The sequence below is a fragment of the Ruegeria sp. BF6 genome (assembly GCF_056538665.1).
This window is the reverse complement of the sequence record NZ_JBQFTN010000001.1, coordinates 1,435,442-1,460,748: the sequence shown is the minus strand read 5'-3', so window position 1 is coordinate 1,460,748 and position 25,307 is coordinate 1,435,442. Positions and strand designations below refer to the sequence as shown.

General features: G+C 58.2%; 23 protein-coding genes. 11 read left to right on the top strand and 12 right to left on the bottom strand.

Features of this window, described 5'->3' with window-relative positions:
* Positions 1-12: 12 nt before the first annotated feature.
* The 3 genes from ACR0IM_RS07395 to trxB form a co-directional block, all read right to left on the bottom strand.
* Positions 13-1,731, bottom strand: coding sequence for a bifunctional sulfate adenylyltransferase/adenylylsulfate kinase (locus ACR0IM_RS07395; RefSeq protein ID WP_480681329.1), 1,719 nt, complete (start codon positions 1,729-1,731; stop codon positions 13-15).
* 216 nt (positions 1,732-1,947) lie between these two features.
* On the bottom strand, positions 1,948-3,618 hold the full coding sequence (locus ACR0IM_RS07390; RefSeq protein WP_480681328.1) for an adenylate/guanylate cyclase domain-containing protein: 1,671 nt from the start codon (positions 3,616-3,618) through the stop codon (positions 1,948-1,950).
* A 127-nt stretch (positions 3,619-3,745) separates the two neighbouring features.
* The gene (gene trxB / locus ACR0IM_RS07385) at positions 3,746-4,687 is read right to left on the bottom strand and encodes a thioredoxin-disulfide reductase (protein WP_480681327.1); all 942 of its coding nucleotides are present in this window, start codon (positions 4,685-4,687) and stop codon (positions 3,746-3,748) included.
* 226 nt (positions 4,688-4,913) lie between these two features.
* Between trxB and ACR0IM_RS07380 the strand changes: the two genes are divergently transcribed.
* Positions 4,914-5,414 (top strand): Lrp/AsnC family transcriptional regulator, encoded by a 501-nt coding sequence (locus tag ACR0IM_RS07380; protein ID WP_480590243.1) that lies wholly within the window; start codon positions 4,914-4,916, stop codon positions 5,412-5,414.
* A gap of 116 nt (positions 5,415-5,530) precedes the next feature.
* On the opposite strand, the gene ACR0IM_RS07375 is transcribed toward ACR0IM_RS07380, so the two are convergent.
* The 5 genes from ACR0IM_RS07375 to lgt all read right to left on the bottom strand — a co-directional run bounded on the left by ACR0IM_RS07375 (position 5,531) and on the right by lgt (position 9,747).
* Positions 5,531-6,313 carry a Hint domain-containing protein gene (locus ACR0IM_RS07375; protein ID WP_480641033.1) on the bottom strand — a complete coding sequence of 261 codons (783 nt, stop codon included), beginning with the start codon at positions 6,311-6,313 and terminating at the stop codon, positions 5,531-5,533.
* Between the two features lie 330 nt (positions 6,314-6,643).
* Entirely contained in the window at positions 6,644-6,772 is a 129-nt protein-coding gene (locus tag ACR0IM_RS07370; protein ID WP_302478180.1) for a hypothetical protein, read from the bottom strand.
* A gap of 268 nt (positions 6,773-7,040) precedes the next feature.
* Positions 7,041-7,799, bottom strand: coding sequence for a peptidoglycan editing factor PgeF (gene pgeF, locus ACR0IM_RS07365; protein WP_480590238.1), 759 nt, complete (start codon positions 7,797-7,799; stop codon positions 7,041-7,043).
* A complete protein-coding gene (locus ACR0IM_RS07360) occupies positions 7,796-8,863 on the bottom strand; it encodes a class I SAM-dependent methyltransferase (RefSeq protein ID WP_480681326.1) in 1,068 nt (355 codons plus the stop codon). Before ACR0IM_RS07360 ends, pgeF begins: the two co-directional genes overlap by 4 nt.
* A complete protein-coding gene (lgt, locus tag ACR0IM_RS07355) occupies positions 8,860-9,747 on the bottom strand; it encodes a prolipoprotein diacylglyceryl transferase (protein ID WP_480681325.1) in 888 nt (295 codons plus the stop codon). Before lgt ends, ACR0IM_RS07360 begins: the two co-directional genes overlap by 4 nt.
* A 97-nt stretch (positions 9,748-9,844) precedes the next feature.
* Here lgt and ACR0IM_RS07350 point away from each other — a divergent pair, with 97 nt between their 5' ends.
* The 5 genes from ACR0IM_RS07350 to ACR0IM_RS07330 all read left to right on the top strand — a co-directional run bounded on the left by ACR0IM_RS07350 (position 9,845) and on the right by ACR0IM_RS07330 (position 13,035).
* On the top strand, positions 9,845-10,093 hold the full coding sequence (locus tag ACR0IM_RS07350; RefSeq protein ID WP_171669487.1) for an accessory factor UbiK family protein: 249 nt from the start codon (positions 9,845-9,847) through the stop codon (positions 10,091-10,093).
* A gap of 308 nt (positions 10,094-10,401) precedes the next feature.
* Positions 10,402-10,902, top strand: coding sequence for a type III secretion system chaperone family protein (locus ACR0IM_RS07345; protein ID WP_480590232.1), 501 nt, complete (start codon positions 10,402-10,404; stop codon positions 10,900-10,902).
* Between the two features lie 36 nt (positions 10,903-10,938).
* Complete coding sequence (proC, locus tag ACR0IM_RS07340; RefSeq protein WP_480681324.1) at positions 10,939-11,754, top strand: pyrroline-5-carboxylate reductase; 816 nt, start codon at positions 10,939-10,941, stop codon at positions 11,752-11,754.
* Positions 11,747-12,085, top strand: coding sequence for a tRNA-binding protein (locus ACR0IM_RS07335; RefSeq protein WP_480681322.1), 339 nt, complete (start codon positions 11,747-11,749; stop codon positions 12,083-12,085). The genes proC and ACR0IM_RS07335 overlap by 8 nt, the downstream gene beginning before the upstream one ends.
* On the top strand, positions 12,085-13,035 hold the full coding sequence (locus ACR0IM_RS07330; RefSeq protein ID WP_480681321.1) for a 2-hydroxyacid dehydrogenase: 951 nt from the start codon (positions 12,085-12,087) through the stop codon (positions 13,033-13,035). The genes ACR0IM_RS07335 and ACR0IM_RS07330 overlap by 1 nt, the downstream gene beginning before the upstream one ends.
* On the opposite strand, the gene ACR0IM_RS07325 is transcribed toward ACR0IM_RS07330, so the two are convergent.
* Positions 13,032-13,610, bottom strand: coding sequence for a thymidine kinase (locus ACR0IM_RS07325; protein WP_480681320.1), 579 nt, complete (start codon positions 13,608-13,610; stop codon positions 13,032-13,034). The two genes, ACR0IM_RS07330 and ACR0IM_RS07325, sit on opposite strands and share 4 nt — an antisense overlap.
* A gap of 346 nt (positions 13,611-13,956) precedes the next feature.
* Between ACR0IM_RS07325 and ACR0IM_RS07320 the strand changes: the two genes are divergently transcribed.
* Positions 13,957-14,418, top strand: a complete 462-nt coding sequence (locus ACR0IM_RS07320; protein WP_480590224.1) for a hypothetical protein — start codon at positions 13,957-13,959, stop codon at positions 14,416-14,418.
* Positions 14,419-14,544: 126 nt separating this feature from the next.
* Positions 14,545-15,150, top strand: coding sequence for a hypothetical protein (locus ACR0IM_RS07315; protein ID WP_480681319.1), 606 nt, complete (start codon positions 14,545-14,547; stop codon positions 15,148-15,150).
* Between the two features lie 189 nt (positions 15,151-15,339).
* On the opposite strand, the gene ACR0IM_RS07310 is transcribed toward ACR0IM_RS07315, so the two are convergent.
* Positions 15,340-16,464, bottom strand: coding sequence for a beta-ketoacyl-ACP synthase III (locus ACR0IM_RS07310; protein WP_480681318.1), 1,125 nt, complete (start codon positions 16,462-16,464; stop codon positions 15,340-15,342).
* A gap of 167 nt (positions 16,465-16,631) precedes the next feature.
* Here ACR0IM_RS07310 and ACR0IM_RS07305 point away from each other — a divergent pair, with 167 nt between their 5' ends.
* Genes ACR0IM_RS07305 through ACR0IM_RS07295 form a run of 3 tightly spaced genes read left to right on the top strand, consistent with a single transcriptional unit; the run spans position 16,632 to position 21,185 of the window.
* A complete protein-coding gene (locus tag ACR0IM_RS07305) occupies positions 16,632-17,099 on the top strand; it encodes a MarR family winged helix-turn-helix transcriptional regulator (RefSeq protein ID WP_480641025.1) in 468 nt (155 codons plus the stop codon).
* Entirely contained in the window at positions 17,096-18,133 is a 1,038-nt protein-coding gene (locus tag ACR0IM_RS07300) for an efflux RND transporter periplasmic adaptor subunit (RefSeq protein ID WP_480681317.1), read from the top strand. The genes ACR0IM_RS07305 and ACR0IM_RS07300 overlap by 4 nt, the downstream gene beginning before the upstream one ends.
* Before the next feature lie 10 nt (positions 18,134-18,143).
* The gene (locus tag ACR0IM_RS07295) at positions 18,144-21,185 is read left to right on the top strand and encodes an efflux RND transporter permease subunit (RefSeq protein WP_480641023.1); all 3,042 of its coding nucleotides are present in this window, start codon (positions 18,144-18,146) and stop codon (positions 21,183-21,185) included.
* Positions 21,186-21,204: 19 nt separating this feature from the next.
* On the opposite strand, the gene ACR0IM_RS07290 is transcribed toward ACR0IM_RS07295, so the two are convergent.
* Both ACR0IM_RS07290 and carB read right to left on the bottom strand, forming a co-directional pair.
* Positions 21,205-21,495, bottom strand: coding sequence for a VOC family protein (locus tag ACR0IM_RS07290; protein ID WP_480681316.1), 291 nt, complete (start codon positions 21,493-21,495; stop codon positions 21,205-21,207).
* 378 nt (positions 21,496-21,873) lie between these two features.
* Positions 21,874-25,218: a carbamoyl-phosphate synthase large subunit gene (carB, locus tag ACR0IM_RS07285; RefSeq protein ID WP_480681315.1), complete on the bottom strand. Its 3,345-nt coding sequence runs from the start codon at positions 25,216-25,218 to the stop codon at positions 21,874-21,876.
* Between the last annotated feature and the right edge of the window lie 89 nt (positions 25,219-25,307).

Below are 25,307 nucleotides of genomic sequence, written 5' to 3'. Positions count from 1 at the left end.
TCTGGTGCCAGCTTACGACGCGGCGATCAGACCCATGCTTTCCAGTTTCAGCAGAACCTGATGGGCGCAGTTGTCGACGTCCACATTCTCGGTCTCGACGCTCAGTTCTGGGTTCTGAGGTACGTCATAGGGGTCCGAGATGCCGGTGAACTCCTTGATCTTGCCTTCACGCGCCAGCTTGTACAGGCCTTTGCGGTCGCGGCGTTCGCATTCCTCGATCGAGGTCGCAACGTGCACTTCGCAGAAGGCGCCGAACTGTTCGACGTCTTCCCGTACGGCGCGGCGGGTGGTGGCGTAAGGCGCGATCGGCGCACAGATGGCAATACCGCCATTCTTGGTGATTTCCGAGGCGACATAACCGATGCGACGGATGTTCAGGTCGCGGTGCTCTTTCGAGAAGCCCAGTTCCGAGGACAGGTTCTTACGAACGATGTCACCATCCAGCAGCGTCACCGGACGGCCTCCCATCTCCATCAGCTTGACCATAAGCGCGTTGGCGATGGTGGACTTGCCCGAACCCGAGAAGCCGGTGAAAAACACGGTAAAGCCCTGCTCTGAGCGAGGCGGTGATGTGCGGCGCAGTTCCGATACGACCTCTGGGAACGAGAACCATTCAGGAATTTCCAGACCTTCGCGCAGACGGCGGCGCAGTTCGGTGCCCGAGATGTTCAGGATCGTGACGTTTTCCTTGTCTTCGATCTCGTCATTCGGCTCGTACTGGGCGCGTTCCTGCACGTAGACCATGTGTTTGAAATCGACCATTTCGACGCCGACTTCATCCTGGAACTGGCGGAACAGATCCTGCGCGTCGTAGGGGCCATAGAAGTCCTCGCCCTGGCTGTTCTTGCCGGGGCCGGCGTGGTCGCGGCCCACGATAAAGTGGGTGCAGCCGTGGTTGGCGCGGATCAGACCGTGCCAGACCGCCTCGCGCGGGCCAGCCATGCGCATCGCCAGGTTCAGCAGCGACATTGAGGTTGTCGAGGCCGGGTATTTGTCCAGCACTGCCTCATAGCAGCGGACACGGGTAAAGTGGTCCACGTCGCCGGGCTTGGTCATGCCAACGACCGGGTGGATCAGCAAGTTAGCCTGCGCTTCCTTGGCGGCGCGGAAGGTTAGTTCCTGGTGCGCTCGATGCAGCGGGTTGCGGGTCTGGAATGCAACGATCCGGCGCCAGCCCAGCTTGCGGAAATAGGCGCGCAGCTCATTCGGGGTGTCGCGACGGCCACGGAAGTCATAATGAATCGGTTGTTGAATGCCAACCACAGGTCCACCCAAATAGACCTTGCCAGCCACGTTGTGCAGGTAGTTCACCGCCGGGTGCGCATCGTCATCGGCGCCAAAGACCTTCTCGGCCTCGCGGACCTTGTTCGGAGTCCACCGGTCTGTCACGGTCATGGTGCCAAGGATGACACCTTCCTGATCGCGCAGGGCGATATCCTGACCCAGTTCGATGGTCTCGGCAAAATCTTCGCTGACATCCAGCGTGATCGGCATCGGCCATAGGGTGCCATCGGCCAGTCGCATGTTTTCAACGACGTTTTCATAATCGGCCTCGGACAGGAAACCTTTGAGCGGGTTGAACCCGCCATTCATCAGAAGCTCCAGATCGCAGATCTGACGCGGGCTGAGGTCCCAGCTGGTCAGGTCGGCGGCTTCCACTTTCAGCTTTTGGGCCGATTCATAAGATACATAAAGCTCGGGAATCGGAGCCAGATTGCTTAACATCGTCATGGGAATACTCTTGTCGAAGTGCGGTTTAACCGGTGATTCAGGGGTGCTTGCGGGGCATTTGCCCCGACTACTGGTCGAAGTCCATATACATTCACGAAATTAAGGACGATATGCGCGGTTTTTACCCGGATTGGAAGGAAATTTCGGCAGGATCAGCTTTTGACGACTTTATTCCCGCTGGTGCGTGGTTGTCGTGCGGATTCAGCACATCTGTTCCTATCCTGCGGTGACCAGCGTCAAATCTGCGGCGCTTGCTACCGGCAGGGCTGGAATCAGGCGCGTTACGCCGCGCAATTCGAATGACTTCGTACCGCTCTGGTCGCCTTCATAGCCTGCCATCTGCAGTAATTCCGTCGAAACCAGAAGCTCGACCCCCAGTGCCTTGGTTTCACCCTCAAGCCGACTGGCCACGTTGACCGCGTCACCAATGATGGTGCGTGCCGCATGACCGGCAGCCCCGATTTCCCCCAGCACCAGATCGCCCAGATGCAGCCCCATTCCAATGCGTATCCGTGGGCTGCCTTCGGCCTCAAGCCGCTGGTTGAACTGCGCGAGGGCGCGGCTGACATCGGCCGCAGCCTTCAATCCTGCCCGGGCCGAGCTTTTGGCGTCGGGTGTTTCGAACACGGCGAGCAGGCCATCGCCCATGTATTTGTCGACCACACCGCCATCGGCAGTGATCGATGGAACAATGGCGTCGAAAAACCGGTTCAGCAGAAAGACGATGTCATAGGGCAAATGCCCGGTCGTGCGTGAGGTGAACCCGCGCATATCCAGAAACAGAACGGCCAGCTTGCGCTCCTGTCCCTGGCTTGCATGGGCACGGTGCCGCCCTCCTTCCGGGCGGAACATCCGATACGCGGTAAGTGGTTCGGTGGGGCGGATCTGGCAAGCCAGCCGCGCGCCTTTCGGGGCACCAACTGCGGTGAGACTGCGGGCCTCGACCACAGCGGGGGCGGGGAGATTGTCGCCACCATCCTCGACGATCACGCGGCATGTGGTGCACCGCCCCTTGCCGCCGCACAGGGCCGTGTGCGGAATGCCATTGGCCTGCGAAATCTCAAGCAAGGTCATGCCCTTTTCGGCCACGACCTCGGGGCCCTCGACATATTTCACCCGCACAGAATGCCTGCGACGCCAGAGCTTGCGGATCGCAAACACCGCCAGCGCGGCCCCCAGCGCGAACCAAAAGGCCATCAGTGCATTGTTCTTGACGCTGAACATGGCCTCAAATGCCTCGGGCGAGGGCCAGTTGTAATGCTCGATATACTGTTCGCGCAGGAATGGATCGGTGAAATCCGCCCAGATGCGCCGCCCTTCAGTCAGCAGACCGGCCAGCGCAAAGGATGGAATGAACACCGCCGTACCAATCAGATAGGGTACAGTTTTCGACCACCATCGGGTCAGTCGCAGCCACATGTGCAGCCCGATGCAGCCATGAATCCATACCAGCAGTAACAGCAGGCTTTGCATCCAAATCACGGTGCCGGGCCACATCAGGATGATGATATAGCCCATCTCGTCATTTACATCGTAAATCTCATGTGCATAGCGCGTTTGCACGATATGAGAGATCAGTTGCAGCGGGATCAGCAGGCCAAGCACAACCTGCACACCGGTCGCAACCGGCATTCGTAGCGTCCTGCGCTGGCTGATCGAGTACAACGCCAGACCGGCATGCACCAGCAAGGCTGTATACAAAACCACACTCATGACGTCGTGGCGGGTGACGGCTTTGCGGCCATCCTGCATTCCGTGCAAGTAGTCGGTGTGAAACAGGCCCAACCCGATATTGATGAAGTGAAAGAAGGCAAAGGTAAACAGGATCAGGCCGCTGCCGATCCTCAGCCGGGTTGCCCACCCGCCTCGCCATAGAGCGCTATTCAATCAGGTCACCTGCATTCGCTTTGCGTGCGCCCGAGTCTGATACGGGCGGGCGAGTGGGTCAAGCAGAGGTTGTGCGGGGAAAGGAGGGCAGAATTCCCCGAACAGACCGGGGAATTCTTAAAAGCGTTTAGTCCTGCTCCGCCAGAAAACGTTCCGCGTCCAGCGCGGCCATGCAGCCCATGCCAGCGCTGGTAACAGCCTGACGATAAATGTGGTCGGTCAGGTCACCTGCGGCGAAGACACCAGGCACCGAAGTTTCGGTCGAGCCCGACTTGGTCACGACATATCCGCCCATGTGAGTGTCCAGCGTATCTTTGACCAGTTCGTTGGCCGGGGCGTGGCCGATGGCCACAAATACGCCCTTGCAGGGGATCTCGGTGATCTCGCCGGTCTTGACGTTCTTGACGCGGACGCCTTCGACGCCAAGCGGGGCATCGGTGCCGACCACCTCTTCCAACTCGTGGAACCACAGTGGTTCGATCTTTTCGTGCTTAAGCAGGCGATCCTGCAGGATTTTCTCGGCCCGCAGTTCGTCACGGCGGTGGATCAAAGTGACCTTGCTGGCGAAGTTGGTCAGGAACAACGCCTCTTCCACGGCAGTGTTGCCGCCGCCGACTACGACGATTTCCTGCCCGCGATAGAAGAACCCGTCGCAGGTGGCACAAGCTGACACGCCAAAGCCCTTGAATTTCTCTTCCGACGGCAGACCCAGCCACTTCGCACGCGCGCCGGTGGCCAGAATGACGGCATCAGCTGTGTAGGTAGTGCCGTTGTCGCCCTTGGCAGTGAAGGGGCGTTTGGAGACATCGAGATCGCTGATGAAGTCACCGATCACCTCACACCCCATGGCCTGCGCGTGCTCCTGCATCTTGATCATCAAATCAGGGCCCTGAACTTCAGAGAAGCCGGGGTAGTTCTCGACATCCGTGGTGGTCGTCAGCTGACCGCCGGGTTCGATGCCCTGAACCAGGATCGGTTCCAGCATAGCGCGGCTTGCATAGACGCCTGCGGTATAACCTGCCGGTCCCGACCCGATGATCAGAACCTTGGTGTGACGTGTTTCGGACATGGTACCCCCAACTCGATATGCCTGATTTGGGCGCATGGCCCTTGGCCGATGGATATAGCGACCCCAGTGCCGCGCTTAAAGCCCCTTCCTGTTTCACATCCGCTATGTGCCCCGAGAATGGCGCACAAAAAAAGGACATTGAAAATAAACAATATTGCGCGACCGCGAAAGATTATTGCGCATCTGCCGGGTGCTGATATAACAACCGAAAAATCAGGAGCATTAGATGGTCGCGATACGGCTGGATGAGATTGACCGCAAGATTCTGGCGGAATTGCAGGCAGACGGTCGCATGACCAACGTCGAGCTGGCAAAGCGCGTTGGTATTTCGGCACCTCCGTGCTTGCGGCGTGTGCGCACGCTGGAAGAATCGGGCCTGATCCGCGGTTACCACGCCGAGGTGAATTCGCGCGAGCTGGGATTCGAAGTTCAGGTCTTTGCCATGGTCGGCCTTGAAAGCCAGCCCGAATCCGAACTGAGCGCATTTGAGGAACGCTGTCGCGAATGGCCGCTGGTGCGGGAGTGCCACATGCTGAATGGCGAAGTTGATTTCATCCTGAAATGCGTGGCACCGGACCTGAGCAGTTTTCAGCAATTTCTAACGGGCGAGTTGCTGACCACGCCAAACGTGGCCAGCGTCAAGACCTCGCTGGTCATTCGCGGTGCAAAAGACGAGCCCGGCGTACCTTTTGATGTTCTGGAAGAACGAATGAATCGGACGGCGTGAGCGCCGTCCCCTTCGGGTGCGGCTTCATCGGTGGCAGAAAAGCTGCCACCGTCATGTAAAACACCCAACTTAACAACAACTGCATAACGCCCCCACATTGCAGAAAAAGCCCGGATTCAAGCGGTTATCGCATTCACCTCTCCGTCCCCGGCGCGCGGCAAAACCAGCGGCCCGAAATCGTTTAACGTGTCGATATGCGAAAACAGGTTCAGATAGATCGACCTCAGTGACTGGCTGACTCTGCGAATGGTGTTGATGCCGGGGTGATAGGATTCGAACTGCAACCCGTCGACCCTGATCACTGAATGGCGTTTCAGACAGATATGAAACAACTCGACTGGTGTCGGTGGCAGCGTTTCGATAACGCTTGTACCGTCCTGGAACTCGTGGACCGGTGTCAGAACCTGATCGTCGCCGTGTAGATGCCGCAGGTGCGCAGGCGTTCCCAGCAACCGCGCGGCGGGGCCGGCGATAACGCCCGACATCGGTTTTTGCATCCCGAACGTGTCGGCCATTATCCGTGTCAGTGGTCGTGTCCTGCCGCGAGCGTCTTCGCGCCCGGGCACCAGAGTGACAGACCCTTTCCACAGTACCGTTTCAGAGGCACCGCTTTGCGTCAGTACGGTATCGCCGGGCAGCAAGTCTTCAATCGCCATTGGCCCGAATTCGGTTTCAACCAGAGATCCCCGGGTAAAGGCGCAAAATGCGTCTTCGAACATGGGCAGGGCGGGCGCAATGTGACGGGTCTGTACGACATCCCCGTTTCTCATCAGAGTACTGACCTCATAGCGCCGCAACTGCGCCTTTTTTTGAATCGTCGGCCTCGGTGCGTCGCGCAGCAACGGCGAGGTTTCAACGGCATTTCTTGCAGCGCGCGATAACGAACGTGGAATATCCATTTCAATTCCGTCCCCTCTAACTACCGCACAGACAAGCTGAACCCCCGTACAGGCCCGCCTGATTGGATTTACTTTTGTCTCGCAAGAAACTGGTGACTGCAGGGCGACAGGCACGGTTGGCGCTTGTCGAAACAATATTCCCTATGCTTTTAGTCACCACTGGTCCCCCCAGACAAACTCACACAAACGCAGGCGAAATTACCTGCGCACACACGCCCCAAACCTGATCCGCACACAATACTCGCGGCAGGCCACACACCGGATCGGAGCCTTCCTCCGTGTGCGTCTTTACCCCTAAAAACCGGCAGCTTGGTTCACGGGGCCTTTTGATCAGCGACGTGCCGCCAGGCGGCGCGCAACTCTGACCGAATGGCTGGAGACCCGTTTCCACGGCATTTCCAGCTGTTGCTCTCTGGTGGCCGCAACCACGGCGCTGAGAAAGCGCGATTTCGTCTTCATGTTATGTCCTGCCCGTTTGGGAGCGTCTGTCCCGTTTCCTCTGAGCTCCCAATGTGAAGTGTCATTGCGGCGGCGATAAGGCTGATCCGGGATGAATTCAGGACAATGCGCAGCTAGCGACTCCTCTTTTGCGGATACGTCGCGCTCGGCTAAGGTTTCGGCTGATAACCAACTGAGAGCGGACAATAAAAAATGAGTTGTTGCGACTCAGGTAGACAGAAGAATTGTGGCAAAAAAGCGGCAAGACAAACGTAGCCCGGACGAGTTCTTAAAGTTTTATGGCTGAAATCAGGCGGCCGTAGTCGGCCTCTTTCGCGTGGGTCGACCGGCGGTAGGAATAGAATCTGTCAGGGTCCGAGTAAGTGCAGTGCCGGGTCCATTCGGCTTGGCCGACACCGGCCTGGCGCAGCCGGTGCAGGCCAAAGGCAGGCAGGTCAAATTGCAACCTGTCACCGTTGCCATTAGCGAAGAACTGCAGGTTTTCCGGGGAATCAGCGATGAACTCGTCCAGAAACTCGGGTCCCACCTCATAAGCGCGCTGCGAGATTGACGGCCCGATCACCGCTACGGTGTTTTCCCGATTGGCACCCAAGGCTTCCATCGCATCAAGGGTTGCCTCAAGCACCCCGTCCAGCGCGCCGCGCCAACCGGCATGGGCTGCCCCGATCACATTTGCGTCAGAATCGGCAAACAGGACCGGTTGGCAGTCGGCTGTAAGAATCGTCAGGGCCAGATCGGGTGTTGCCGTGACCACCGCGTCGGCCTTGGGTTTTTCGCCATTGATGGGGGCATCGACGGTTAGCACGGTTGGGGAATGGACCTGATGAACGCCGATCAGCGCCTCGGGCACGACGTCCATCGCCTGCGCCACGCGGCTGCGATTCAATGTGACGGCCTCGGTTTGGTCGGATGAGCCATAGCCGCAGTTGAGCCCGGCAAAAACGCCCGAAGATGCACCGCCGCGGCGGCTGAAGAACCCGTGACGCATGGGCGACAGTAAATCTGAGGTCAAAATCTCGAGGGTCATGGCTCCAGTCCCGGTGGCGGTGACGAAGGGGTAGGGTAGAGGCCCAGCACTTTGAACAGGTTTCCCATTTCCTCGGGATGGGTCAACCGCCGATGTGCGGCAACCAGTGCTTCAAGCTCAGACCCGCTGAGAGATGCTGCCAATGCCTGCGCGCGGTTGGTGATTCCCAGTCGTTCAAGGAACACGCCCTGCGGTGTCAGGCGCGAATGGGCGCATCCAGCAGCGCGGGTTGCCAGGGCCAGCGGTTCGAAATCCACATGCGCTGTCAGGTCGGCCTGACCGGGCAGGACCAGTGGATCAGTGCGTTCATGCGCCTGCAGTGCCTGAAAAGTGTCACCTAGAGAGCGCCAGTCACCGTAATCCACGATCTGCCCTGCACCACCATGGGTGCCGATCCGCCCTGCGATCACTGTGATGATGGGAATCGCCGCTGCGCACAGCTCGACCAGATCGCCGTCTTTGGTGTCATCCAGCCGATACTTCAGGGCAACTTGTTCGCCCCGCGGCCCCAGCCCCCAAGTCAGCGATTCGCCATCCAAACCGATCAGACGTTCCCGCCAGCCATTGCCGTCACGCAGGAACTGGCGGATTGGCAGGGCGTCGAAAAACTCGTTCGCGACCAGAAACAGCGGTGCTTCGGGCAGGTCCGCAACAGAATCGATCCAGCGCGGCTTAAACTCCTTCAAGGTCTGCGCCTGCATGTCCCGCAGGGTAGGAGAGGCCTCGACAAGCACAATTTCGGCGGCGTCGAGAAACCCCGGTACGCGAGCCGTGGCGCGCAGCATGTCCGACATTAGTGTGCCGCGCCCCGGGCCAAGCTCGGCCAGCACGAAACGGTCCGGGTGCCCCTGATCCAGCCAACTCTGCGCCAGAGACAGGCCAATCAGTTCCCCAAACATCTGGCTGATTTCCGGGGCGGTGACGAAATCCCCCTGTGCGCCCAGCGGGTCGCGGGTGGTGTAATAGCCATGCGTCGGGTGCAGCAGGCATTCGGTCATGTAATCGGCCACGCTCATCGGGCCGTCCTGCGCGATACGCGCCAGCAGATGATCTATCAGGCTCATGATGCCGATCTTGCACGCAAGGCAAACCACAAGCCAAGTGCGATCATCGGAAGCGACAGCAATTGCCCCATCGTCAGGCCATATCCACCGACTTGCAGGGCCAGTCCCAGCGGATTTCCGGCCGAGATGAACTGCGCGTCGGGCTGACGGAAAAACTCGACAATGAAACGCGAGGCACCATAACCCGCCATGAATAGGCCCATAATCAGGCCGGGTTTGTGAAAGGCGCCGCGCCGATAAACCAGCCACAGCAACAGAGCGCTTAGCAGCAGCCCTTCCAATGCGGCCTCGTACAGTTGCGACGGATGCCGTGCGCACATGCCCGCCAGCACGCCGGGGCAGTCCTGTGCGGCCGCACCCGGGAAGATCACGGCCCAGGGCAGCTCGCTCGGTCGGCCCCAGAGTTCCGCATTGATGAAATTTGCCAACCGGCCCAGCAACAACCCCGGTGGCACGGTATGGGCGATCAGGTCCGCCATGGGCAGAACCGGAATCTGGTGGCGCCGTGCATAGAGGAAAGACGCAATCACCACCCCCAGCAACCCGCCATGGAAGGCCATACCGCCTTGCCAGACTTTCACGATCTCCAGCGGATTCGAAAGGTAGTAAGACGGCTGATAGAACAACACGAACCCCAAGCGCCCCCCGAGAATCACGCCGAGGATGATCCAGGTGATCAGATCCTCAAGCTGTTCGGGTTTCATCGGCGGAGTCTTGTCGGGCCACAGTGCCGGGCGCTTCAGCGCCATAACGCCCATCCGCCATGCAATCAGGATACCTGCGATATAGGCCAACGCGTACCACCGCAGCGCGAACTCCATCCCGAACAGCGAGATCGAGAACAATTCGGGAGACAGATCGGGGAAATTCAAAACAGCCTGCATGTGCGTCTCATTGCCCGGGGTTTACTGGGCAAGTCAACCTTGAGCCTGCGCCAATCATTCCCCATATAGAGACCAACCGCGATTTCGGAGTAAAGCCATGCAAACCCGCAACAAGATTCTCGACGACGTATCCCAGCTGATGACCAATGCCATGGGTGTGGCTCAGGGCGCGCGGGAAGAGGCCGAGAATGCGATGAAGTCTATGATCGACCGCTGGCTAGCCGACCGGGATTTCGTCACGCGTGAGGAATTCGATGCCGTTCGCGCAATGGCCCAGAAGGCGCGTGAAGAGAACGCAGCGCTTGAAGCACGCATTGCCGCGCTTGAGGCGAAGCTGGAAAAGTAAGCCCACATTCAGTTTTCGGTAAAACACATTCACCGTACAATCCGGACCCGGGTTGTGCGGTGTCGTGCATCTTGCCGTCTTGCGGAGTTTAATCAAGACAAAGCTGCGTGATGAGCCAATATTTTGATCGCAGTTGCCTTCTGTCCACAACTTATTGCTGTTATCCCCAATAAATAGGGTTGCCAGAACCCATCTTGCGTCGCACCATATTTAGTACAGGCCTACGGGGGAAGCCCGGCTTGTAGAGCAGGCAACTAGCGCTGGGGCGCTGCCAGCCCCAAAATGCTAGAGATTAGTGAGGTGGCATTATGGCCCTTTCCGAGCAGTTTCTCGAAGAAGACCTTCATCCGATTGATATTGTTGAACATTTGGCCGAACATCACGACTGGGACTTTGACCGGATCGGGGATGATCAGATTGCCATGGCTGTCGAAGGGCAGTGGCGGACGTATTCGATCACTTTGGCCTGGTCGCACTATGATGAAACCCTGCGGATGGTCTGCTCCTTTGAAATGGAGCCTCCGTCCGAACGCGAAAACGAGCTGTATGAGCTGCTGAACAAGATGAATGATCAGTGCTGGGCGGGGGCGTTCACCTATTGGGCCAACCAGAAACTGATGGTCTATCGGTACGGACTGGTTCTGGCCGGCGGTCAGATGGCGAGCCCAGAACAGATCGACACCCTGATCAACGCAGCGGTGCTGAGCGCCGAACGGTTCTACCCGGCAATCCAACTGGTCACATGGGGCAACCGTACCCCTGAAGAGGCGATGCAAGTCGCCATTGCAGAGGCCTACGGCCGCGCGTAAAGCTTTGCCCCAAACCGTGTAGGGGGAGGGGCAATCATGGACATGTCACGCGTCGCCGAGCAGGGGCTGGTGCTTTTGGGATGCGGCAAGATGGGATCGGCCATGCTCGCCGGATGGTTGGAGCATGGCCTTCCTTCGTCCGCCGTCTGGGTGATCGACCCGAACCCCTCGGACTGGTTGAAGGCGCAGGGTGTCAATATCAACACACCTTTGCCCGAAGCGCCCGCGGTGGTGCTGGTGGCCGTCAAACCGCAGATGATGGGTGAGGCCCTGCCCGCCATAAAAGCTTTGGGAGGGGGTCGCAGTCTGTTCGTGTCGGTCGCTGCGGGCACCTCGATTGCCACATTCGAATCCGTTTTGGGTGACGACACACCGATCGTGCGCGCCATGCCAAACACTCCAGCCGCGATCCGGCAGGGAATCACAGCCTTGATCGGCAACTCGGTTGCATCGGATGCTGATTTAGCGCTGACCGAAAACCTGCTGTCGGCCATTGGTGAAACGGTTCTGTTGCAGGACGAGGCGCAAATGGACGCCGTCACCGGCCTCAGCGGCTCAGGTCCGGCCTATGTCTTCCATTTGATCGAAACACTGGCAGCTGCCGGGCAGGCGCAGGGCCTGCCGCATGAGTTGGCGATGAAGCTGGCCAAATCAACCGTGGCCGGGGCAGGCGCTTTGGCGAAGGCGGCCGAGGAAGACCCGTCACAGCTTCGTATCAACGTGACCTCACCAAACGGCACCACGCAGGCCGCGCTTGAAGTGCTGATGCACGAAGAAGAGGGCTTCCCCGACCTGCTGCACCGCGCTGTCAAAGCTGCAACCGACCGATCCAAGGAGCTGTCCCGTGAGTGAGATTACCTTCGACGACTTTCTCAAGGTTGATATCCGCGTGGGTGAGGTGATCCGCGCCGAACCGTACCCCGAAGCCCGCAAACCCGCGATCAAGATGTGGATCGATTTCGGCGATGAGATCGGCGAGCGAAAAACCTCGGCCCAGGTCACCGCGCATTACGATCCTGCGACGTTGGTAGGTAAGCAGGTGATGGCCGTCGTGAACTTCCCACCACGCCAGATCGGCCGGTTCATGTCTGAGGTTCTGGTACTGGGCCTGCCCGATGAAAACGGTGAAATCGTCCTGATCGGCCCGGACGGCGAGGTTCCCATCGGCGGGCGGATGCACTGATGAAACTGTTTATCGCTCGCCCAATGACGGCTACCGTCGAGGCCCGCGCCCGTGCAGAGTTTGATGTCGAGATCCGCAGTGAAACGCTGCCTTTGACACGCGATGAGATGCTGCGCGCGCTGACTGACTTTGACGTGGTTGTGCCCACATTAGGCGATCTATTCTCGGCTCAGGTGCTCGCCGAAGCGCCCAAACCGCGATGCAAACTGCTGGCAAATTTCGGCGTCGGCTACAATCATATCGACGTAGACGCGGCCCGTGCCGCTGGCATTGCCGTCACCAATACACCCGGGGCAGTGACCGATGCCACCGCCGACATCGCCATGACCCTGCTGCTGTCGACCGCGCGCCGCGCGGGCGAGGGCGAACGGCTGGTTCGGGCTGGTTACTGGCAGGGCTGGCACCCGACGCAGATGCTGGGTCATCACGTCACCGGCAAACGAGTCGGCATCGTCGGCATGGGACGGATTGGTCAGGCCATCGCGCGCCGTTGCCATTTCGGGTTTGGAATGCAGGTTGCCTATCAGTCCCGCAGCCCGAAGGACTTGGACTTTGCCGCTGAATTCACCCCCGACCCGGCCGCTTTGGCCGGATCGGTCGATTTTCTAATCCTGGCCGTCCCTGGCGGTGCCGAAACCCGCCACCTGATCAACGCACAGGTGTTGGAGGCGATGAACCCCTCGGCCATCCTGATCAACATCGCGCGTGGAGAGGTTGTGGACGAGACCGCCCTGATCGCCGCGCTTCAATCGGGCCAGATTGCGGGTGCGGGGTTGGATGTCTACGAATTCGAACCCGCCGTTCCGCAAGCTCTGAGCAATATGGAGAACGTGACCCTGTTGCCTCATCTGGGTACCGCTACCGAAGAGGTGCGCACCGATATGGGGCACATTGCGCTGGACAACGTCGCCGCCTTCGTCGCGGGTCGCGCGCTGCCAAATCCGGTTTAAGACCCGGTTGCCTCGCGCCAGTGTTTGCGGCAGAGCGAGACATAGGTCTCGTTCCCACCTATCTGTACCTGTGCTCCCTCGGTGATGGTCTTGCCGTTTTCGTCCTGGCGAATCACCATCGTCGCCTTGCGGCCGCATCTGCAGATCGTGCGGACCTCTCGCATCTCATCCGCTAGCGCCAGCAGGGCAGCTGATCCGGGGAACAAGTGCCCCTGAAAATCCACCCGCAACCCATAGGTCAGGACCGGAACACGCAGATCATCCACTGCGCGGGCCAGTTGCCAGACTTGCTCTTCGGTCAGAAACTGCGCCTCATCCACGAAAACGCAGGCGATCTGACCTCGGTTCAGGCGCGTCTCAATCATTGCAAACACGTCATCGCCCCCCGAGAACGTATCGGCATCGGCGGAAATCCCGATCCGCGAGGCGATCTTCCCCGCGCCAGCCCGTCCATCCAGAGCAGCGGTCATCAGATAAGTGTCCATGCCCCTTTCACGATAGTTGTGCGAGGCCTGCAGCAACACGGTCGATTTACCCGCGTTCATGGTCGAATAGTTGAAATACAGCTTTGCCATGCGCCCGGGTCTAAAACGCCTTACCCCCTTGGGCAAGATACGAAACAAGCGACGTCGCCGCTGTTGTTGCAGGGGCCGAGCCTAAGCTCAAGGGGGATGGATCCCCCGCTTTCACAACAACGACGCCGTTGGCCGACATGCGGCCAAAACAGAGCGAGGCTAGTATTCTGCCCCGCAATTACTCGTCACCGGCCTAAACGGCCGCCACTCACTCACAAAACCCCCGAATATCTGAGGGATAGCCAATGTATGACATTTCAATTAAGACTCGAGTATGGGAAATTTCTTTTCCCTTTCCCCCACAGTGGCAGATGTTGTGGGAGAGACAGGCAGAAAAGGTAAAAACATGGCAGATATCGGGGCCTATCTGAAAAAACACACAGAAGCATTGGTCAAGGACGTCGGCATTGAATCCGCATGTGAGATCACTGGCAAATCCAAGGCGACTCTGGGCCGGTATTATTCAGACAACGCCGAACATGTTGATCGGTTCATGCCGGTGGATTCAGTCGCGCGGCTTGAGGCCGTTTCTACCTATCCGCATGTCACCTCGGCACTGGCCGATCTGAAAAACATCACCTTGTCCTATGACGGTCGCAATGCGGACACACCGCGCACCGGCGGGGTGAACTCGGACGTCATCGCCCTGAGCCAGCGGTTCGCGATGCTGATGACCGAATATCAGGCCGCCATCGAAGACGGCATCATCACCGTAAACGAAGCCAAGCGCCTGCTGAAGGAAACCAGCCTGCTGCAACAGGTGCTGATCGAGATGAAGCTGCATCTGGAAGAGGAAAGCGTGAGCTAGGGTTAGTCGCTGACCTTCTCGTTACGAATACCTTCTGACACGGGCTATAAAGGTCTGGTTTGCAGACAAAGCCGACCTTGCATTCGACAACGGCAGCTTCGGATTGTAGAAGATGAGTGTGTTCTAATGATTGAGGAAAGTGTTGATGTTGGTGTGTCGATGAAGGTATTTCCACCAACCTTTTCAGTGATTTATTTGATGCTTTCCGTTGGTTCGCTTGCGGCGTCCGACCCAAGTTATCCAGTGTACCCTTGGCAGGTTTCCCCCGAGTGCGCTCTAATCTGGCAAAAAGGTGAGGAAAGTAAAGGCCGGTTGCTGTGCCTCGAGGATGCTGAAATCGTCTCCGAAGGAGAAGGTGGTCTTGTCACATTCGGAACGAAAGTAGGTGACAAAGTCACAAAAAACGAAAGAGAGATAAAACACGTGCCTATGGTTCCAGACCAGTTGCGCGATTTAGTGTTGTGGCTGCAGAGTTGTGGTTCCAGAAGTGCCTGCGATATTGAAGACGAGTTATCCGATGTTTTCAGTATCTTGCAACTAATTGACCTTGAGGATGGGGCTTGGAGATATCAACTGTCACGGTCTCGGACAGAGCCTTCGCTAGGTACATTGATTTACTTCTTCGACGCAGGGGAAGTGTTGATTGCGTTTCGCATCATAAGTAATTTCGCTCAGTTTCGTGATGACGTCGGAATTTACCCATTCTTTGTTGCCAAAAAAGCAAAGAATTAGCGGTACGCTATTCACTCTATTCATACGGGCTTCCCAATGCTCTTTTCGCTGCGCTGAATGTTCCCAAGAAATTGGTTTGGGCTGTAGCTGCCTACCGCTCTTGCAACACCCTTTTGGATTGACAAAGTCCGCTTTGGGCTCAAAGCAGACAGTCAAACACTCTTTTGTGCGAACTCTGGAATCAGCCCATTACCCGTGCCGCTTCACGATCACTGAGCCAACGGAATAACCTGCCCCGAACGAGCAGATCAGCCCGACATCCCCATCCGTCAGATCATCGGAAAATTTGGAGAACGCAATGATCGACCCGGCCGAGGACGTGTTGGCATAATCCTGCAGGATGTTGGGTTGCTCGCCCGCTTCGGGTTCACGGCCCAGCACCTTTTTTCCGATGAAATCGTTCATCGTCTTGTTGGCCTGATGCAGCCACAGGCGTTTCAGTTCGTTGCTGGTCACACCTTCGGACTCCATGTGATCCGAGATGTGTTTGCTGACCATCGGCAGCACTTCCTTGAACACCTTGCGGCCGTTCTGCATGAACTGCATGTCACGTCGGTCGACCACTCCGGCAGGGCGCGAGCGGCGCAGGAAGCCGTTGTTGTTGCGGATGTTGTTCGAGAACGAAGTGGCACAGCGGGTCGAGAGGATTTCGAAATGAGGGCCTTGCGCGTCTTCGATCCGTTCGATCAGGGTGGCCGTGGCCACGTCGCCAAAGATAAAGTGACAGTCTCTGTCGCGCCATTCCAGATGGCCCGAGCAGATCTCGGGGTTCACCACCAGCGCCGACCGCACCGAACCCGAACGGATCATGTCCGCCGCCGCCTGAATGCCGAACGTGGCCGAGGAACAGGCGACGTTCATATCGAAACCGAACCCTTTGATCCCCAGCGCCTGCTGGATTTCAATTGCAATTGCCGGATAGGCGCGTTCGTGGTTCGAGGCGGCGCAAATCACCAGATCGACATCTTCGGCGCTGCGCCCGGCCTGAGCTAACGCCTTTTTGCAGGCATCCACAGCCATTTCGGTCATGATGCCGGGCTCGTCATCGCTGCGCTGGCGCAGCAGAGGGTGCATCACATCCGGGTTCAGAACACCCGACTTGTCCATCACATAGCGGTTCTCAATGCCCGAGGCCTTTAGGATGAACTCTTCGGAGGAATGCTGCATCGGCTCCATCTCGCCAACTGCTATCGCGTCGGCATTCACAGCGTTCTGCTTGTCGGCATAGGCGTTGAAGGCGGCGACAAGCTCGGCATTGGTGATGACGCTTTCGGGCGTGAAAACACCGGTGCCGGTGATTGCAGGGGTATACATGGCGGGTCCTGGACGTTTCGAGTTTGCCTAAAATGCAGTCACAGCAGGGTTTGATCAAGGTATGGTGACCTAACGGAATGTGGTAGGTTCTTCCTATTTGCGCTTCATATCTTGAATAGTTCGAAAATCGAAGTATATGACCAGCCAGACTCATCCGGAGAGTTCGTATGTCAGACGATATCAGCACCAGGCTTAGCCGTCTCAGTCCTGAGATTCAGGCCATTATGGGTGTGTATGCTTTGTACTGGAAGCTGGAAGAGGCCTTTGACTGCGTCGAAACCGATCTGAGCCATCTCGAATGCCATATGCTGATAAAACTGGATCAGCCGAAACGCATGGGTGTATTGGCTGCTGATATGTTGACCGTCCCTTCGACCATCACGGCAACGGCGGATGGTTTGGAAAAGGCGGGGCTACTGATCCGCGAACGCGACCCGGATGACCGTCGAGCCTGGCTGCTGGTTTTGACAGAGCAGGGCCAGGACCTGCGCAACATGCTGGTGTCCGTGGCCGGAGACGTGTTTCACCGCTCTTCTGGTCTGGATGCGGAAGAAACTGCCCAATTCGCGCGGCTGGCGCGCAAAATCCGAGACAACATTCTGAAAACGGGAATTCCCGAGGGATTGACGAAATGAAACTCCTCTCTGTTTTGAGCGCGACCCTGATTGCGCTGGCGACCACGGTTGTGGCACAAGACACGGCCAAGCCGGTCAAGTTAATGCAGGTACAGGAAACCTCGCCGGGGTTTTCGCGGCAGTTTTTTGGGCGTGTAGCTGCCCGGCAGACTGTTGATCTGGCGTTTCAGGTTTCCGGTCAGATTGTGAAAATGCCGGTGAACGAAGGCTTTGTGATCCCTAAGGGCGAGTTGATTGCGCAACTGGATCAGGCCCCATTCCAGCGCCGCTACGACCGAGCCGTGTTGCAAAAGGATCAGGCTGATCGAACCCTGGCCCGTCTGTCGCGCCTGCGCGGAACGACAGCCAGCCAGGTGGCAGTGGACGACTCGGAAACTGCAGCACAACTGGCCGAGATCGCGGTGCGGGATGCGGAATACGATCTGGAACACGCCACGCTGACAGCACCGTTTGACGCGCTGGTGTCCAGCCGGGCGGTCGAGGCCTTTACCACGGTGTCAGCCGGTGCGCCCATTGTTCGCATTCACGACATGTCCGAGTTGCGGATCGAGGTCGACGTGCCCGAGATTCTGTTCCAGCGGTCATCTCAAGAAAATGAACTGACGATCACCGCGAAATTCCCCACCAGTGATGAAGTGTTTCCTCTTGAGATCCGCGAGTTCGATGCCGAAACGTCCAGCGTGGGGCAGACGTTTCGTATCCAGTTCGGCCTGACCCCGCCAGAGGGGTTGCAGATTCTGCCGGGCTCGTCCGTGACTGTGAACGTTAAGGTGCAGGATACACGGACTGGCATTGTCGTCCCGGCTTCGGCAATCGTTGCCGATGCTGATGGTGCGCTGGGCGTCATGGTATTCTCGCCGGTCGGTGCCGATGAGGGCTCTATCCGTTACGTGCCTGTTACTATCGAACCGACCCAAACGGGTGATGTTCGGGTGCTAACCGGCCTGTCGGATGGCGATGAAATCGTTGTCGCCGGTGGGGGAGCACTGACCGATGGTCAGGCCGTGCGCCGCTTTGCCGGTTTCGCGAACTGAGGGTGGACAGATGAACATCGCACGCGCCTCAATTGACCGGCCACTTTATACTTGGCTGATCATCCTGTTTGCCCTGTTTGGCGGTATCTGGGGGTTCCTTTCGCTGGGCCGTTTGGAAGACCCTGCCTTCACCATCAAAAACGCCGTCATCGCAACCCAGTATCCGGGTGCCACTGCAGAACAAGTGGCGTTGGAGGTTTCGGAGCCGCTGGAATCTGCCATTCAGCAAATGGGCGAAGTCGATACCATCACATCAGTCAACCAACCTGGTTTCTCGCTGATCGAGGTCGAGATCAAATCTACGTATGACGGTACGGAACTGCCGAGTATCTGGACCGAACTGCGCGCCAAGGTGCGCGATGCGGGGCGAAGCTTGCCTCCGGGTGTTGGCGCGCCTTTGGTCAACGACGGATTTGGCGATGTGTTTGGCCTGTTTTATGCAGTAACGGCCGAAGGTTTTACAGACGCCGAGAAACACGAACTGGCGACTTTTCTGCGACGCGAGCTGCTGACCGTATCTGGTGTGGCGGATGTCGAGGTTATGGGCCTGCCGCAAGAGGCCATCTTTGTTGAACCCGACCTTGCCATTTCCGTGAATCAGAATGTACCTATTCAAACCATCAACGAAGCCATTGCCAACGCAGATTCCGTGAACGCATCTGGTTCGGTTCGGTCCGAGAATGACCGCACGACCATCCTGACGGCCGAAGGGTCGGACACCGTTTCGGCCATTGCCGGGTTGTCGGTGGGATCGCAAGGGCAGGTGATCAACCTGTTCGACATGTCCCACGTTTACCGGGGTCGTCAGACCGACCCGGATGTCATGATCCGGTTCAACGGCACTGAGGCGTTCACGCTGGGCATTGCGGGGCTGTCGACCGAGAACATTGTCGAGGTTGGTCAACGCGCGGATGCCAAGTTTGCCGCGCTGGATTCCCAGATCCCATTTGGGGTGGAAATCCTGCCGATCTATCAACAGCATGTTGTGGTCGAGCAGGCCTCCAACGATTTCCTGGTGAATCTGGCGATGTCTGTCAGTATCGTGGTTGCGGTGCTTGGCATATTCATGGGGTGGCGCGCGGCGGTGGTCGTTGGCTCGACTCTGTTGCTGACTGTTGTGGGCACATTGTTGTTCATGTCGATTTTCTCGATCGAGATGGAGCGGATTTCGCTCGGCGCCCTGATCATTGCGATGGGGATGCTGGTGGACAACGCTATCGTTGTCGCTGAGGGGATGCAGATTGCCATGCTGCGCGGTAAGAACTCGCGCGATGCGGCGGATGAGGCCGCGTCCAAGACGCAGATACCGCTGCTGGGGGCCACGGTAATCGGCATCATGGCGTTTGCCGGGATCGGTCTCAGCCCCGATGCGACTGGCGAATTCCTGTTCTCGCTGTTTGCGGTGATCGGCATCTCACTGATGCTCAGTTGGGTGCTGGCGCTGACCGTGACACCTTTGTTGGGACACTACTTCTTCAAACAGGGTAAAGAGGGTGAGGTTGATGCCTATGGCGGTATCATGTTTCGTGTCTATGGGGCGATCCTGCGTTGGTCGCTGCGGATGCGCTGGCTGGTGATTGCAGCCTTGGTCGGAATCACGGTGGCCTGCTTCGCGGGCTTCGGTCTGGTAAAACAGCAGTTCTTTCCAGACTCGAACACGCCGCTGTTCTTCGTACATTACAACTTGCCACAAGGTACGCCGATTGCCCGTACAGCCGAAGACATGGCCGTGTTCGAAGACTGGCTGGCCGAGCGCGACGATGTTGTGTCCGTCACGACCTTTGTCGGACAGGGTGCAACTCGGTTCCTGCTGACCTATTCGGCGGAAAAGCCAAACCCAAGCTACGGTCATATGATCATCCGAACCAACACGCTGGATGACATCCCGGCGCTGCGGGCGGATCTTGAGGCGTTCGGTCAGGCGCAATTCCCCGAAGGCCAGTTCCGTACCAAGCGTTTGATCTTTGGCCCTGGAGGAGGTGATCCGGTTCAGGCGCGGTTCTCGGGAAGTGACCCGGCGGTGTTGCGCGAACTGGCCGATGCTGCGGTGCTGAAAATGCGCGAGGCCTCGCCCAACGCGCTGAACGTCTATCACGACTGGCGCGAGCAAGAATTGGCAGTGCAGCCGATCTACGCGACCGAGCGGGCCCAGACTGCAGGTGTCTCACGCGAGGACATTGCGGCAACGTTACAGTTTTCCACAGATGGCATCACTGCTGGCGGCTTCCGCGAGCGGGACCGCTTGATCCCGATCATCCTGCGCCGCCCCGCGGACGGGGACTACTCGATCGTGGATCAGGTTGTGTACTCGGATCAGTCGGAGAAATTTGTTCCCATCGAGCAAATGGTCGATGGGTTCGAATACAAGTCGCTCAACACGCTGGTGCATCGCCGCGACCGGGTGCTGACAATCACCGTTGGCGCTGACATCCCACCGGATATGACGGCAGCACAGGTCCACTCCGAAGTCCGTGCGGCCATCGAGGGTATGGAGCTTCCGCCGGGGTACCGGATGGAATGGGGAGGCGAGTTCGAAAACGCCGGTGAAGCCAATGAAAGCCTTGGCCGCCAGTTGCCGCTGAGCCTGCTGATCATGGTGCTGATCTCGGTGCTGATCTTTAATGCAATCCGTCAGCCGATCATCATCTGGCTGCTGGTTCCGATGTCGGTGAACGGCGTGGTGATCGGCCTGCTGGGCACCGGTCTTCCGTTCACCTTCACCGCGCTGCTAGGCTTGCTCAGCTTGTCGGGGATGCTGATCAAGAACGGCATCGTTCTGGTCGAAGAAATCGATCTGGTCCGCGCCACCGGCAAACCCTTGAGAGAAGCGATTGTCGAGGCTTCAGTCTCGCGTCTGCGCCCCGTAATGCTGGCCGCGATCACCACTATACTGGGGATGGCGCCGCTGCTGACGGATGCGTTCTTCCGCTCCATGGCGGTGACGATCATGGGTGGCCTGGCCTTCGCCACGATCCTGACAATGGTTGCGGCGCCGGTCTTTTACCTCGTGTTATTCGCGCGGGATGAAAAGCGCGAGGCAGCAACGGCCTGACAATCACCGGGCGGCTGTTTCAGTCGCCCGGATCTTCTGCCGGGTCGTAGTGATTGAAAAAACCTGACAGCTTGTTGCCATCCGGGTGGCGCGGATAGGCGACATAGAAATCGGGCGCGTAGGAATCACGTGTGCCCGGTACCCCTTCGTCGGTGCCGCTGTGGTGCTGCCCCGCCGCGTGAAATTGCCGGACCTGTGTCGCGTTGTTGGCGGGGAAGGCCATCATGGTCCCGTTGCCCACGCTGGCGGCCCTGCCGTCAAAGGAGGAACAGACCCAAAATCCGGTACCGTCTTCCGGTTCCTTTCCCAAACCTGCGCGATCCTCGGATCATCCTGGCAGGCGGGGTTGTTCCAGAACAACAAAGATCGCGCCATAAAACCGGATGGCCCGTTTCAGGTCATTTGTGCCGTATGTGGTGTAAAGGCGCATGGCTCTCCTGCTGGTTTAAAAAAGCATCATGCAGCCTGCGCACGCACAGGGACAGCTAAACAGTACTGAAGGCCGTGTCAGATCAATGGGATCAGCGGTACATCACATGCGGCAAGCGTCATCAAAGCGGCGAGAACCATAAACCTGCGCATTTCGTATTCCTTCTGCTCGTTTGCAGAAAAGATGCGCGCCCGAAGACACGGGGTCAACGGGCGCGGTGTGTTTGGTTCAAAATGCGCGGGTTTCGCCGCAGGCGAGTTAGCCCTGTAGCGACTTCACCTCAACATCCCCTTCGGCCTGTGCCTTGATCGCCAGTGCCGCAGCATGGCTGGCGGCCGCAGTGGTGAAATAGGGGATCTTGTCATAGAGCGCGATTGAGCGGATGGATTTGCTGTCCTCGACCGCCTGTGCGCCTTCGGTTGTGTTCATCAACAGCTGCACCTGACCGTCTTTCAGCATGTCAACGACGTCCGGACGGCCTTCATAGACCTTGTTGACCACGTCGCAGTCCACGCCGTGATTGGACAGCCAGCTTTGGGTGCCGCGGGTCGCAATCAGCTTGAACCCTTGCTGGGTCAGAACCTGAGCGGCCTCGAGCATCGCAGCGGTCTTGTCAGCATCCTTGATCGAGATAAATGCGCGGCCCGAGGACGGCAGCACCATACCAGCCCCCATCTGCGCCTTAAGAAAGGCGCGCGGGAAGTCGCGATCCCAGCCCATAACCTCGCCGGTTGAGCGCATTTCCGGGCCCAAAATGGTGTCAACGCCGGGGAACCGAGCGAAGGGCAGCACGGCCTCTTTTACCGAGAACCACGGCATGTCCGGGTCGGCCAGGGTCATTTGGTCGGCGATCTTGGTGTCCTTGCCTTCCTGATACGGCGGACGCATCGGGAAATTCGACAGTTTCTCGCCTGCCATGACGCGCGCGGCAATCGAGGCAATCGCGCTGTCAGTGGCCTTGGCCACGAAGGGCACGGTGCGTGAGGCACGGGGGTTCACTTCGATCAGGTAGATTTCGTCGTCCTTGATCGCGAATTGCACGTTCATCAGACCAACGACATTCAGCGCCTTGGCCAGTTTGAAGGTCTGATCCTTGATCTGACCGATGATCTCTTTCGACAGTGAGTAGGGCGGCAACGAACAGGCGGAGTCGCCCGAGTGGACACCCGCCTCTTCGATATGCTGCATGATGCCCGCGACATGGACGTCAATACCATCGCAGAGCGCATCTACATCCAGTTCCACGGCACCTGCTAAATAACTGTCGAGCAGCACAGGGCTGTCGCCCGACACTACCACGGCCTCGTTGATGTAACGTCTCAACTGGTCCATATCGCGCACGATTTCCATCGCGCGACCACCCAAAACGTAGGAGGGGCGGATGACCAGCGGAAAGCCGATCTCGTCGGCAATTTCAAGTGCCTTTTCGTCAGTCGAAGCGATGCCATTTTTCGGCTGTTTCAGGCCCAGTTCGTTGACCAGCGCCTGGAACCGCTCACGGTCTTCGGCCAGGTCAATGGCGTCCGGTGTGGTGCCGAGGATCGGGATACCCTCGGCCTCCAGCGCGTTGGCCAGTTTCAGTGGTGTCTGGCCGCCGAACTGTACGATAACACCGTGCAACGTGCCGTTTTCCTGTTCTTTCGTCAGGATTTCCATCACGTGTTCAAAGGTCAGCGGCTCGAAATACAGGCGATCCGAGGTGTCATAGTCGGTCGAGACTGTCTCGGGGTTGCAGTTGACCATGATGGTCTCATAGCCGGCCTCGGTCAGCGCGAAACAGGCGTGGCAGCAGCAATAGTCGAACTCGATCCCCTGACCGATCCGGTTCGGGCCACCGCCGAGGATGACGACCTTTTTGCGATCACTGGGCCGCGCCTCGCACTCGACCTCGCCCATCATCGGGGCTTCATAGGTCGAATACATATAAGGCGTCTGCGCTTCGAACTCGGCGGCACAGGTGTCGATGCGTTTGAACACGGCATTGACGCCCAGATTGCGGCGGGCGCGGCGGACGTTGTCCTCGTCTCGGCCCGTCAGGTTACCCAAGCGCGCATCGGTGAAACCCAGCATTTTCAGCTTACGGATGCCTTCTTCGGTGACGGGCAGGCCGTCTTTGCGGACCTGACGCTCGGCCTCAATAATCTCGCGGATACGGGCAAGAAACCAAGGGTCGAACTTAGTGACGCCAAAGATCTCGTCATCAGTCAGACCGTGACGTATGGCCTGTGCGATGGTACGCAGCCGGTCGGGCGTCTGTTGGCTGATCGCCTTGATCACTGCAGCCTTGTCGTCGGCTTCTTCCCACACACCCACATTCAGGCCAGGGATTTCGATTTCGTCAAAGCCGGTCAGGCCCGATTCCATAGAGGCCAGCGCCTTTTGCATCGATTCATGGATCGTGCGGCCTATAGACATGGCCTCACCCACCGACTTCATGGCGGTGGTCAGGTAAGGCTCTGAGCCGGGGAACTTCTCGAATGCAAACTTCGGGATCTTGGTGACGACATAGTCGATGGTCGGCTCGAACGAGGCGGGCGTGACCTTGGTAATATCGTTGTCCAACTCGTCCAGCGTGTAACCAACGGCCAGTTTTGCCGCGATTTTGGCAATCGGGAAACCGGTCGCTTTCGATGCCAGTGCCGATGAACGAGAAACACGCGGGTTCATCTCGATCACGACCATCCGGCCATCTTCAGGATTGATCGCCCATTGCACGTTTGAACCGCCGGTTTCGACCCCAATCTCACGCAGAACGGCAATCGAGCCGTTGCGCATGATCTGGTATTCCTTGTCGGTCAGCGTCAGGGCAGGGGCCACGGTGATCGAGTCGCCGGTGTGCACGCCCATCGGGTCAATGTTTTCGATGGAACAGACGATGATCGCGTTGTCGGCGGTGTCGCGCACCACCTCCATCTCGTATTCTTTCCAACCCAGCAGACTTTCATCGACGAGGATCTGGTTGACCGGCGAGGCATCCATGCCCGAGCGGCAGAAATGGATATAATCCTCGCGGTTATAAGCTACACCACCGCCGGTACCGCCCAAGGTAAAGGCAGGGCGGATGATGGCAGGCAGGCCGATCTCTTCCAACTCATCCAGCGCCATCTGCACACCGGCGTCCAGATCGGTGGAACCGTCTTTACGCCTGGGAGCAGTCACGATGGTCGCTTTTGGGTTTTCTAGGCCCAACCGGTCCATTGCCTCGCGGAACAAGGCGCGGTCTTCGGCCATCTCGATAGCGTCGCGCTTAGCACCGATCATCTCGACACCGAACCTGTCCAGAACACCCATTTCTTCCAGCGCGAGCGAGGTATTCAGGCCGGTCTGCCCGCCCATGGTGGGCAGCAGCGCGTCGGGGCGTTCTTTCTCGATGATCTTGGCAACAACTTCGGGGGTGATCGGCTCGATATATGTGGCGTCCGCCAGCCCGGGATCGGTCATAATGGTGGCTGGGTTTGAGTTCACCAGAATGACCCGGTATCCTTCTTCCCGCAGCGCCTTACAGGCTTGGGCACCGGAATAGTCGAACTCGCAGGCCTGACCGATAACAATGGGGCCCGCCCCGATGATCATGATCGACTTGATGTCGGTTCTTCTCGGCATGGCCACGTTCCTTCGATTGTCCGCGAGTCAGGGCGCCCCCAAGCGCCCAAATTGTCCTGCGTTATAGGGACCGCGCGAAAAGGTTCAAG